This is a genomic window from Mesorhizobium sophorae (assembly GCF_002270415.1).
Lineage (GTDB): Bacteria > Pseudomonadota > Alphaproteobacteria > Rhizobiales > Rhizobiaceae > Mesorhizobium > Mesorhizobium sophorae.
This window is the reverse complement of record NZ_NNRI01000012.1, coordinates 380183-391618: the sequence shown is the minus strand read 5'-3', so window position 1 is coordinate 391618 and position 11436 is coordinate 380183. Positions and strand designations below refer to the sequence as shown.

Genomic DNA, 11436 nt, shown 5'->3' with positions numbered 1-11436 from the left:
AACGTCGTGGCGTAGGCTGAATGGCCGCTCGCCGCGATATAGGCGAGGTAGGATTTGTAGCAGGCTTCCTTCGGGTCGAGCGACAAGGTCGGAGAAAACCGCTTGTCGCCCATCTTGCCTGCCAGCGATTCCGCCGAGCCGACGCCATGAGTTGCGAATATAAGCAAACTTGCAAGTATCGACGCAATCGTCTTTCGGCAATATTTCAGTTTCATTTCCGCCCTGTCCCCATTGCACTGTGCAGGATGAGCGATAGCGAATATTTTGCCTCCCCGCCAGCTCGCCAGCGGAGATTCGAGTTTGCCTATGCTGGTGAATCGGTTGGCCCATGCAGTTCAGCTCTTTCGCAGGGCAGCAACGGCCTGCCGGTATAGTTCAGCCGTTTGGTCGTCGAAGCAGCAAAAAGTGACGGTTTCCGGCATTGTTCGTTTCTTGATGAACGTGCTGACCGTGTCGACGGCGATCTGCGTCGCCTCATCTTTCGGGTAGCGGTAGACGCCCGTCGAGATCGCCGGAAACGCCACCGTGCGGCAGTCATTGGCCGTGGCGAGTTCGAGCGAGCTGAAATAGCAGGAGGCCAGCAGTTCGGCTTCGCCCTTGCCGCCGCCTTGCCAGACCGGCCCGACCGTGTGGATGATGTGCCGCGCCGGAAGTTTGTAGCCCTTGGTGATCTTGGCTTCGCCGACCTTGCATCCGTTCAGCATGCGGCATTCGAACTCGAGCTCACGGCCGGCCGCGCGATGAATAGCGCCATCGACCCCGCCACCACCGAGAAGCGAGGTGTTGGCGGCGTTGACGATGGCGTCGACTACCAGTTTGGTGATGTCGCCGGCATGAACCTGGATCCGCGGATGGTCGTTCATGTCACATCCTGAACACGCCGAAGCGCGTCTCTTCGATCTCGGCGTTGAGCGCGGCGGACAGGCTGAGCGCCAGCACGTCGCGCGTCTTCGCCGGGTCGATGATGCCGTCGTCCCAAAGGCGGGCGGACGAGTAGAGCGGATGGCCCTCATGCTCGTATTTCATCAGGATCGGCTTCTTGAATTTTGCCTCCTCCTCGGCGCCCCATTCGCCGCCCTTGCGCTCGATGCCTTCGCGCTTGACCATGGCGAGCACCGTCGCTGCCTGCTCGCCGCCCATCACCGAGATGCGGGCGTTCGGCCACATCCACAGGAAGCGCGGTGAATAGGCGCGGCCGCACATGCCGTAATTGCCGGCGCCGAACGAACCGCCGATGATGACAGTCACCTTCGGCACCCTGGCGGTGGCGACCGCCATCACCAGCTTGGCGCCGTCCTTGGCGATGCCGCCCGCTTCGTATTTCCGACCGACCATGAAGCCGGTGATGTTTTGCAGGAAAATGAGCGGAATCTTGCGCTGGCAGCACAATTCGATGAAGTGCGCGCCCTTCAGCGCGCTCTCGGAGAACAGCACGCCATTGTTGGCGATGATGCCGACCGGCATGCCATGGAGATGGGCAAAGCCGGTGATCAGCGTGGTGCCGTAGTTCTGCTTGAACTCGTCGAATTCGGAGCCATCGACGACGCGCGCGATCACTTCGCGCACGTCATAGGGTTGGCGCAGGTCCGTCGGCACGATGCCGTAGAGTTCATCGGCTGCGTGAAGCGGCGGAATCGATTTCTGTAAGTGCAGCCGTACAGTCTTGTTCCGATTCAGGTTTTTGACGATACGGCGGCAGATGGCAAGCGCATGGTCGTCATCCAGCGCATAGTGGTCGGCAACGCCGGAAAGCCGCGTGTGCACGTCCGCGCCGCCGAGGTCTTCGGCGCTGACGTCTTCACCGGTGGCCGCTTTCACCAGCGGCGGACCGCCGAGGAAGATGGTCGCCTGGTTGCGCACCATGATCGTCTCGTCGGACATCGCCGGCACATAGGCGCCGCCCGCCGTGCAGGAACCCATCACACAGGCGATCTGCGGGATGCCGGCTGCCGACATGTTGGCCTGGTTGTAGAAGATGCGGCCGAAATGCTCGCGATCGGGAAACACCTCGTCCTGGTTGGGCAGATTGGCGCCGCCGCTGTCGACCAGATAGATGCAAGGCAAATTGTTCTGCAGCGCGATCTCCTGCGCCCGCAGATGCTTCTTCACGGTCAGCGGATAATAGGTGCCGCCCTTCACCGTCGCGTCGTTGACGACGACCATGACCTCGGTGCCTTCGACGCGACCGATGCCGGCGATCATGCCGGCCGCGGAAATCTCCTCGCCATACATCGACCATGCGGCGAACTGGCCAATCTCGAGGAAGGGCGAGCCGATGTCCAGCAACTGCGCAAGGCGCTCGCGCGGCAACAGCTTGCCACGCGAGACGTGGCGCTCACGTGCCTCCTCCGAGCCACCGCGCTCGACGCTTGCAGCCTTGTCCGCAATATCGGCGACCAGCGCCCGCATGCGCTCGGCATTGGCGCGAAAGGTGTCGGAGGAGGGGGAGATCTGGGTTTGCAATGTGGCCATGATCGATTCCTAATGCTCCGCCACGACTAGCAACTTACCGTCCCGTCGCTCGAAAACATATTCGGATAGAAGGTCGGGTTCGTCCTTAAAAACTTTGTCTATCAAGGCGCGAGCAATCTGGATTGCGTTGGGCAGACGCTTGTCGAAGACGAAAATCGCGTCACGCCGCGGAATGGCTATCAGCACACCCTCGGGAAATTGAGGTCCAAGCAGAGCCCAGAATTTGTCGGTCAAAAGAAGAGCTGGCGAAATCGCCTCGTCGCCTTCGATCGTGAAAACGAATATCCCTTCGAGAAATTCGCTTTGCCTGACCTGTTGCATTTGCCCGTTGATGTTCTCCAATGCAAGCTCACGAAGCTCCGCAAGGGAGCGACCTTCAACATCGGAAAAGGTTACGCTGGCAAGCGCCTCCGTGGCGTCGATCTGGTAAAGGATCACGACATCGCCCGGCAGATCCTCATAGACAGGTTGCTTGCCGGCTGAGGCGTCTTTTGGCTTTAAGGGGTCGAGGTGTTCTCGGGGTCGAATGTTCGCTATCAAATGGCTGGCATCGAAACCGTTTTCCGTGTCGCTGAGGACAATCACTCTTAGAAATCGTTGAATCTCCGTTTCAGCTTCCGACGTTGGCAGATCGCGAATCCGGCCAAGCAAGTTTGTTACATCCACCTGAAGTTCCAGATCTTTGCCTGTCGAGCGCGCCCTGGTTACAGTGAACCGAGCCGGATCTGCAGGGTCGGGAGTTGTATCCTTGATGCGGTTGTCGGTCTTCAGTCGGGAAATGACTTCGGCGCGTAGTGCGGCAACGTCTTCAAACTTCGGTGTATCGGAATAGGCGGTCGCCGCAAATCCTGACAGCGAAATCAACGCGACGGCGGCGCGTGTGATTGTTCCGAAATAGTCCCGCAAGCTGTGCATTCTGAAATCGTTCACACCCCCTCCGCCATGATTTCCCGCCCGATCAGCCAGCGGCGGATCTCGCTGGTGCCGGCGCCGATTTCGTACAGCTTGGCGTCGCGCAACAACCGGCCGGTCGGATAGTCGTTGGTGTAGCCATTGCCGCCCAGCAGCTGGAGAGCATCGAGCGCCATCTGCGTTGCCTTTTCCGCGGCAAACAGCACGCAGCCGGCGGCATCCTTGCGCGTTGTCTGGCCGCGATCGCAAGCGGCGGCGACGGCATAGACGTAGGCGCGCGCGGCGTTCATCGTCGTGTACATGTCGGCGAGCTTGCCCTGAACCAACTGGAATTCGCCAATCGGCTGGCCGAACTGCTTGCGCTCGTGCACATAGGGGATCGCCACGTCCAGGCACGCCGCCATCAGGCCGATCGGCCCGCCGGCGAGCACGGTGCGCTCGTAGTCGAGGCCCGACATCAGCACCTCGACGCCGCGGCCTTCCTCATGCAGCACATTGTCGAACGGCACTTCGACATTCTCGAACACCAACTCGCCGGTGTTGGAGCCACGCATGCCGAGCTTGTCGAGTTTTTGCGCCACGGAGAAACCGGCCATCGCTTTCTCGACGATGAAGGCGGTGATGCCGCGCGATTTCCGATCCGGATCGGTCTTGGCATAGACGACCAGCGTCCCGGCATCCGGCCCGTTGGTGATCCACATCTTGGTGCCGTTGAGCACATAGCGGTCATTGCGCTTTTCGGCGTGCAGCTTGAGCGAGACGACGTCCGAGCCGGCGCCGGATTCCGACATCGCCAGCGCACCGACGCGCTCGCCGGAACACAGGGCAGGGAGAAATTTCTCCTTCTGCGCCGGCGTCGCCCAGCGGTTGATCTGGTTGACGCAGAGATTGGAATGGGCGCCGTAGGAAAGGCCGACGGAAGCCGAGGCGCGGGAGATTTCCTCGACGGCGATCACATGCGCAAGATAGCCCATGCCGCTGCCGCCGAAATCGGGATCGGCGGTGATGCCGAGCAACCCGAGCGCGCCAAGTTCGCCCCACAGATGCGCCGGGAATTCGTTCGACCGGTCGATATCGGCGGCGACCGGCGCGATCCTGTCCTGGGCGAAGCGCCGCACCATATCGCGCAGCGCCTCGATATCCTCGTCATGCCCGAAGCTGAGCGTGTTCGTGTACATGCTTTCCTCCTGCCCGCATGACTCCGAAGATCCCTCTCGATCCTCGAAGGAGCATACGCGAAATCAAAGTGCTGCGGCGTCTCTTGCACGTCCGAGCGCGCGCGCGCTGTCATGGGTCGTCTCGCCGGCGGTTCCTGCTCCAACCAGACGCATTGTCATTGAAAGATATGTCGCCGTCACTTCAGCGATCGACAGCCGCTCGCCCGGCCGAAACCAGACGATGACGCCGGTCATCATCTGGATCAGCGCCATGGCCGTCAGCCCGGTGTCATCGATGTTGAAGACGCCGGCGTCGGAGCCGTCGCGCAGGATGGCGCGCAGCTCCTTTTCGTAGGCCGTGCGCAGGCGCAGGATCTGCGTCAGCCTTTCGGGCGACAGGCTGCGCAATTCCATGTTCGACACATGCGTGGCATGCCGACGTTCGATGTGAAAAGCGATGTGGTTTTCGACATAGGCGGCGAGCCGCCGCACGGGATCCGCGCTGGCCGGGCGGGCTGCCTCCCACGCATCGGTCAGGCCTTCCATATGCTCGCGCATCAGCGTGAACAGAAGCTCTTCCTTAGTGGGAAAATAGCGGTAGAGCGCCGCTGCCTGCACGCCGACTTCGGCGGCGAGCTGACGCATCGACATTGCCTCGTAGCCAAACCGCGCGATCAGATTGACGGCCGCCTCGCGGATGGTCGCTTCGGTCTTTTCGCCGTCGGATCCGGTGGTGCGCGCCATGTCAGCCCCTTTTGCGGGACAATAATAAAACGAACGTTCAATTAATTCAAGGGTGCTCTAACCGAATCCATTGTCATGCGACAATCCGGAACCCAACAGAAGCGTTTCCGGCTGCCAACTCCTCGACGTCGACCCTGGAAACCGACGCCTCGGACGGCCCCTTCCACAGTCGCCCGATCATTGTCGAGACTGCTTCACCGAGGCCTGCAATCTGGGTCGTTACTGATCCGTCCGCTTCATTGCGAACCCAGCCCGCGAGGCCAAGGCTCGTGGCCTCGCCCCGAACCCAGATCCTGAAGCCGACGCCTTGCACATTGCCGTAGACGCGCGCCCGTATTTCCCTGCGATGACCAGCCATGAATTTCTCCTAGCCTGTCTCCGTGGAATCTGGCGCATGGCGTAGGGAATGCAACCTGAATTGCGCGCACGACGTTGGGCGCTTCGGTTTTTGAAATTTAGTTGACTCAGTCCATTAATTTGGGAAAATGGAGCTGCCATATCGGGGTTGGACGCAGATGTTGGATGAACGCAACGCATTGGTGGCGCAGATCCGCCACTTCAACCGGTTCTACACCCGCACCGTCGGCCTTCTCGACGAGACCTTGACCCAGAGCGCGTTCACCTTGACCGAGGCGCGGGTGCTGTTCGAACTCGGCCACCACAGCCGCCCGGCTTCGGCCGAGATCGCCGGCGAACGCGGTTTCCTGGCCGGAGCATTTCGGCTGGAGAACGGCCCGGCGGCCTCCGAAATCGCCAGCCAGTTGCGTGTCGATGCCGCTTATCTGACGCGGATCTTGCGCAAGTTTGCCGGCGAGGGGCTGACCGAGGCCCGGACGGATCCCGCCGACCGGCGCCGAAGGGTTCTCTCGCTGACGTCCAGGGGCGAGGCCGCTCTTGCGAGGCTTCAGGCGGCGGCTGATCGGGACACGGCGCGGCTGATCGAAAGCATCCCCGACGACAGGCTGCACGAACTGGGCGGCGCCTTGCGCAAGGCCGGGGAATTGCTGGGTGATCCCGCCAGCGAAAACGGTGCGGTGACTTTGCGGCCGCACCGCGTCGGCGACGTCGGCTGGGTCGTGCAGCGGCAGGCCCAGCTCTACGCCGATGAATATGGCTGGAGCATCGAGTTCGAAGCCATGCTTGCCGAAATCGGCGCCGACTTCATTCGCAATTTCGTGCCCGGCCGCGATTTCTGCTGGATTGCCGAACGCGGCAGCGGGGAGCCGGTTGGCGCTGTGTTCCTGGTTCATCTGGACGACGAGGTGGCCAAGCTGAGGATGCTGCACGTCGAGGCGGCGGCACGCGGCCTGGGCATCGGCAAGCGCCTGGTCGCGGATTGCGTGAGCCAGGCCCGCGCATGCGGCTACAAGCGATTGGTGCTGTGGACCAACGACATCCTCGTCGCGGCGCGCGCGATCTATGAGCGCGCCGGTTTCAGGCTGGTCTCGGAGGAGCGCCACCACAGCTTTGGCAAGGACTTGACCGGCCAGACCTGGGAGCTGGATTTGTAAAGCGCGACCCGGCCTTGCATGATCCCGAAAAGTGCGTGCCGGTTTCGGTAAAGCTCATGCTCAAAGAAAAACGGCGCCTATGCCGATTCCATCGGGATGGAACAGCTCTAATTCCCTCGTGCCGCCGCCAGCGCGCCGGGCAGTTCGTCGGCGAAAATGTCCAGTTCGTGTTCCAGGCCGACGCTGACGCGGATGCAGCGGTCGAGCATTGGTACCATCGGCTTGCGGATGAAGACGTCGCGTGACAGCAGGCCCTGCAGCACTTTCAGCGCGAAGGCGCCGTCGCCACCACAGTCGATGGTGACGAAATTGGTTGCCGAGGCCAGCGGCTTCAGCCCGTTCTGTTCGGCTATGCCGGCGATGCGTTGGCGGCCGGCCGTGACCCGCGCCACCACGTTCCGCAGATAGTCCTGATCGGCAAGTGCCTCGACGCCGGCGATCTGCGCCATGCGGCTGACGCCGTAATGGTTGCGGATCTTCTCGAAATCGCGGATCACCTGGGCCTCGGCCACGGCATAGCCGCAGCGTATGCCGGCGAGCCCGTAGGCCTTCGAGAAGGTGCGCATGCGGATGATGTTCGGCCGCGAGATATCGATCGGCGGCAGTGCCGAGGCTGGTCCGAGTTCGCCATAGGCCTCGTCGAGCACCAGCATGGTGGCTTCCGGCAGCGCCTCGATGAAGCGGATGATCTCGCCCGCCTCCCACCAGCTGCCCATCGGGTTGTCCGGATTGGACAGGTAGACCAGCGGTGCCTTGTCCTTGCGCACAGCCGCGAGCAGGCCGTCCAGGCTTTCCCTGTCGTTCTCATAGGGGACGGTGACCAGCCGTCCGCCGACACCGGCGACATGGAAGTTGAAGGTCGGATAGGCGCCGAGCGAGGTGACCACGGCATCGCCGGGCGCCACATACATGCGTGCCACCAGGCTGAGCAGGCCATCTATGCCTTCGCCGACCACGACGTTTTCGACCTTGACGCCGTGATGCGCGGCGGCCGCCACTTTCAGGTCGTGATTGTCGGGATCGCAATACATCCACATGTCACGGGCAATTCCGGCCATGCGCTCGATGACGCGCGGCGAAGGACCAAAACTGCTCTCATTGGCGCCGATGCGGGCGCGAAAGGCGCGGCCACGCTCGCGCTCCTGCGCCTCGGGACCAACAAAAGGCACCGTCGAGGGAAGCGCTGCGACGAGCGGAGTTAGGGGAGGGTGTGGGCGCATGGAGGAAGCTCGCTTGAAACGGGTCTTCTTGCTAGCCTGCCCGCTTGGTCGGTGCAAGTTGCCCGCGGCCTGCAACCGTAATGCTGGATTCCTTCGTCCCTTTTTGCTAGCGAGGCGCAATGAACAATCGTCTGCCGCCAGCCTGGTCCAAGCACCTGAAGGTCCAAACCGGGCCGAAACCCAAGTTCCCGCAGCAAAATCTGCCGCAAGGAAATCCGCTTTCGCGTATACAAGCAGACGACGCGCTGCTGGAGCAGGCGTACCAGTTTCAGCAGGCCAAGCGGCTTAACGAAGCTCAGGACCTGTGCCTTCGGGTGCTGGCGCGCACGCCCAATCATCCACTCGCCCTGTATATTTTGGGGACCGTGTGCATAGGCTACGACGATGAGGCGGCCTTGCGGTATTTCGCACGCGCACTCAACGAGGAGCCAAAGAACCCCTACTACCACCTTGGCCTGGCCTCGGGCTACGTGAAGGTCAGTGAGTTTTCACCAGCAATCGAACATATGCAGTATGCCTTGGAGTTGCAGCCGAACCTCGTCGAAGCACTTTGCGCATTGGGGGATGCCTATATCCAGTTTGATAAGCCCGAGATGGCTCTGCCGCTCTATGAAAAGGCGCTGAAGACCAACCGCGATCATCCCAAGGTGCGGACAGGACTGGCTCGCGCGCTCAGCAGCCTGGGGCGCATGGACGAGGCCGCCGTCTATCTTAAGGAAACAATCGAACGTGGCATCGCAGTGCCGACTGCCTACAACGATCTTGTGCAGACGCGAAAGTTCACCGAAGAGCCAAAGGAACTCCAATCCATCATTCGTGAACTCGGCAATGCCAAGCTTGATCCGGACGGTTTAGAGAAGCTCCATCTGGCCGCCGGCAAGGTGCTGAACGACCTCAAGCGCTATAAGGATGCATTCGACCATTTCAACAAGGCCAAGCAGGCTTCAGGCCGCATCTTCGACATCGACCAATACCGTCGCTGGACGGACTCTTTGATCGAGACCTTCACGCCTGAGATGCTGGCTGCCAGGTCCGGTTACGGAAGTCCTTCGGACGTTCCTGTTTTCGTGGTCGGCATGCCTCGCTCGGGAACGACGCTTACGGAACAGATTTGCGCCAGTCATCTCGATGTCCATGGCGCAGGGGAACTGAGCAAACTCAGAAGAGTCGCGAATGCGATCGACCTCAAAAAGTCATCGGCCGGACGTTTAGAGCAGGTGATCGCGTCGATCACAAAAGACCTGTCCAGAACGTTGGCCGAAGAGCATCTGACCTATCTGAGGGAGCGGGCACCTTCCGCGCTTCGGATCGTGGATAAGATGCCTCATAATTTCGAACTGATCGGTCTTATCGCCGTTCTCTTTCCCAACGCGCGCATCATTCATTGCCGTCGTGACGCCATCGACAATTGCGTCTCTTGTTTTGTCCAGAGATTCGGCGAGGGGCACAGTTACAACGCCGACCTGAAGGCACTCGGCCTGTACTATCGCGAATATGACCGCCTCATGCGGCATTGGAATGAGGTTTTCCCGGGCCTGATCTTCGAGAATCAGTACGAAACGTTGGTCGAGGATCAGGAAGCACAGTCTCGTCGGCTTATAGATTATCTTGGGTTGCCTTGGGACGACGCCTGCCTGCGCTTTTTCGACAGGGATGGTTCGGTCAACACGCCAAGCCGCTGGCAGGTCCGTCAACCGATTTACAGGTCGTCCGTCAAACGCTGGAAGAATTATGAGAATGAAATTCAGCCGCTGATTGATGCGTTGGGCGACCTGGCGGACAAATAGTCCCAATTCCGAAACTTGCGAACGAGCTTTGTGGGTACCGAAGCGCGCGATGCATCTGCGACCTGCGCTCTCGAGGCCGAACCAAAGTTAGGACCGCGAACTGCAGCACCGCATGCAATGGTCGCGCAAAGTCCTGAAAAAACCCGGCGGTTGCCCGCCGGGTTTTCGATTTCGACAAGCCGAAACCTGTTAGAACGAGCGCTGGAAGCGGAGGATACCGCCGACGCTGTTCTTCTTGTCGGCGTTGACCCAGTTGCGATCGTCGGCATCGCCAAACTTGCCATCGTGGTTGTAGTCGACTTCGCCCGTGACCGTGAAGCCGGGGACGATGTCGTAGGCAACGTTGGCCGCGACGCCGACGTTCTTGTCGTCATCAGCCGACGCCTGGAGGTTGAACGAGGTCTTCTCGTTGAACTTGTAGGTGCCGCCGCCCCACACTGCCCAGTTGCCGCCCCACTGCTTGTAGAAGTTGCGGTCGATGTGATCGTCCGAACCATAGCCGCCCATGATCCACAGCGTCAGGGCGTCAGACGCTTTCACGTCCAGGCGAACCTTGCCGGTCCACTCTTCCCAGGTGCTGTCGTAGGATGCCACGCCGGTGATGGCACCCCAGCCCTGCGTGTACTTCACGCCGCCGACGACGTCCGGAACGTAGCTGTCGATGGTGTCGTTGCCGGAATTCGCGTTGAAGAGAAAGTTGCCGGCCCCGTCGAAGGTGGCAGCGCCAGCATCACTGGAGCCTTCTTCGAGTGAGACGACGGCCGAGAAGCCGTTGCCCCCGTCGAAATAGTACTGGACGACGTTGGTGTCGAAGCCGCCATAGGGGACGATCGTATCCTGGATGACTTCGCCGGCGTAGCCGATGAACGTATTGAAGGCCGATTCGTCCTTGCCGACGCGGAGACCACCGAGCTGGATCCAGGCGAAGTTCAGCGTGATGCCCTTGTTGTGGGCATCATTGCCGTATGCGTCGCCATAACCGTTGGAGTTGCCGAATTGGATGCGGGTTTCGGTGTAGGTCTTCAACGTGCCCAGCTCGGTTTCCTGGCCGGTCCAGGTCTTCAGCGTGAAGCGGGTGTTCTTTGCCCACGTGTCCTGCAGCTTGGGATCGCCAAGCTGGTTTTCGGCACGCGCGCCATCGAACGAGCCGACGTCGCCGCCGCCGATGTCGTAACGGACATAGCCGCCGATGCGCAGGCAGGTTTCGGTGCCGGGGATGTAGAAGTAGCCAGCGCCGTAGACGTCGCAGATCTTGACGTATTCAGCGGGTTCCGGCTCGGCGACGACAACGGCGTCGGCGGCGCGCGCACCGGAAACTGCGAGCAGAGCCGCAGCGGAGCCGAGGAGAAGGCTCTTGATGTTCATTTTCTGACCTCCAGTCAGAATCGAACAAAACAGCGTTGCCTTCAGTGCATTCTTGGCACGGAGTTGCGTTCCGACGGCAACGGATTGCCTGCCTATCTATCTGATTTAATGGGATGATTTTTGATGGGCCGCCTTCGAGGCAGACAGAGATGGCGGAGAGGATGGGATTCGAACCCACGAGAAGCTTTTGACCTCTACTCCCTTAGCAGGGGAGCGCCTTCGACCACTCGGCCACCTCTCCGTTGCGCCGCTGGATAAAGAAAAGCGC

General features: G+C 60.8%; 10 protein-coding genes and 1 tRNA gene. 2 read left to right on the top strand and 9 right to left on the bottom strand.

Annotation, left to right across the window (positions count from 1 at the left end):
- Positions 1 to 335 precede the first annotated feature (335 nt).
- The 6 genes from CGZ66_RS19220 to CGZ66_RS19195 all read right to left on the bottom strand — a co-directional run bounded on the left by CGZ66_RS19220 (position 336) and on the right by CGZ66_RS19195 (position 5643).
- Complete coding sequence (locus CGZ66_RS19220) at positions 336 to 863, bottom strand: O-acetyl-ADP-ribose deacetylase (RefSeq protein ID WP_095086646.1); 528 nt, start codon at positions 861 to 863, stop codon at positions 336 to 338.
- 1 nt (position 864) lies between these two features.
- Positions 865 to 2472, bottom strand: a complete 1608-nt coding sequence (locus CGZ66_RS19215; RefSeq protein WP_095086643.1) for a carboxyl transferase domain-containing protein — start codon at positions 2470 to 2472, stop codon at positions 865 to 867.
- Between the two features lie 9 nt (positions 2473 to 2481).
- On the bottom strand, positions 2482 to 3402 hold the full coding sequence (locus tag CGZ66_RS19210) for a DUF1444 domain-containing protein (protein ID WP_143748790.1): 921 nt from the start codon (positions 3400 to 3402) through the stop codon (positions 2482 to 2484).
- On the bottom strand, positions 3399 to 4562 hold the full coding sequence (locus tag CGZ66_RS19205; protein ID WP_095086637.1) for an isovaleryl-CoA dehydrogenase: 1164 nt from the start codon (positions 4560 to 4562) through the stop codon (positions 3399 to 3401). The genes CGZ66_RS19210 and CGZ66_RS19205 overlap by 4 nt, the downstream gene beginning before the upstream one ends.
- Before the next feature lie 63 nt (positions 4563 to 4625).
- Positions 4626 to 5285 (bottom strand): TetR/AcrR family transcriptional regulator, encoded by a 660-nt coding sequence (locus tag CGZ66_RS19200; protein WP_095086634.1) that lies wholly within the window; start codon positions 5283 to 5285, stop codon positions 4626 to 4628.
- A gap of 73 nt (positions 5286 to 5358) precedes the next feature.
- Positions 5359 to 5643 carry an acylphosphatase gene (locus CGZ66_RS19195; protein WP_095086633.1) on the bottom strand — a complete coding sequence of 95 codons (285 nt, stop codon included), beginning with the start codon at positions 5641 to 5643 and terminating at the stop codon, positions 5359 to 5361.
- A 157-nt stretch (positions 5644 to 5800) separates the two neighbouring features.
- Between CGZ66_RS19195 and CGZ66_RS19190 the strand changes: the two genes are divergently transcribed.
- Positions 5801 to 6796: a bifunctional helix-turn-helix transcriptional regulator/GNAT family N-acetyltransferase gene (locus CGZ66_RS19190; RefSeq protein ID WP_095086800.1), complete on the top strand. Its 996-nt coding sequence runs from the start codon at positions 5801 to 5803 to the stop codon at positions 6794 to 6796.
- 107 nt (positions 6797 to 6903) lie between these two features.
- On the opposite strand, the gene CGZ66_RS19185 is transcribed toward CGZ66_RS19190, so the two are convergent.
- Positions 6904 to 8016 carry a pyridoxal phosphate-dependent aminotransferase gene (locus CGZ66_RS19185; protein ID WP_095086629.1) on the bottom strand — a complete coding sequence of 371 codons (1113 nt, stop codon included), beginning with the start codon at positions 8014 to 8016 and terminating at the stop codon, positions 6904 to 6906.
- 119 nt (positions 8017 to 8135) lie between these two features.
- Here CGZ66_RS19185 and CGZ66_RS19180 point away from each other — a divergent pair, with 119 nt between their 5' ends.
- On the top strand, positions 8136 to 9803 hold the full coding sequence (locus tag CGZ66_RS19180; protein ID WP_095086627.1) for a tetratricopeptide repeat-containing sulfotransferase family protein: 1668 nt from the start codon (positions 8136 to 8138) through the stop codon (positions 9801 to 9803).
- Positions 9804 to 9992: 189 nt separating this feature from the next.
- On the opposite strand, the gene CGZ66_RS19175 is transcribed toward CGZ66_RS19180, so the two are convergent.
- Positions 9993 to 11168 (bottom strand): porin, encoded by a 1176-nt coding sequence (locus CGZ66_RS19175; protein ID WP_095086625.1) that lies wholly within the window; start codon positions 11166 to 11168, stop codon positions 9993 to 9995.
- A gap of 150 nt (positions 11169 to 11318) precedes the next feature.
- Positions 11319 to 11409: transfer RNA gene (locus CGZ66_RS19170), tRNA-Ser, on the bottom strand.
- Between the last annotated feature and the right edge of the window lie 27 nt (positions 11410 to 11436).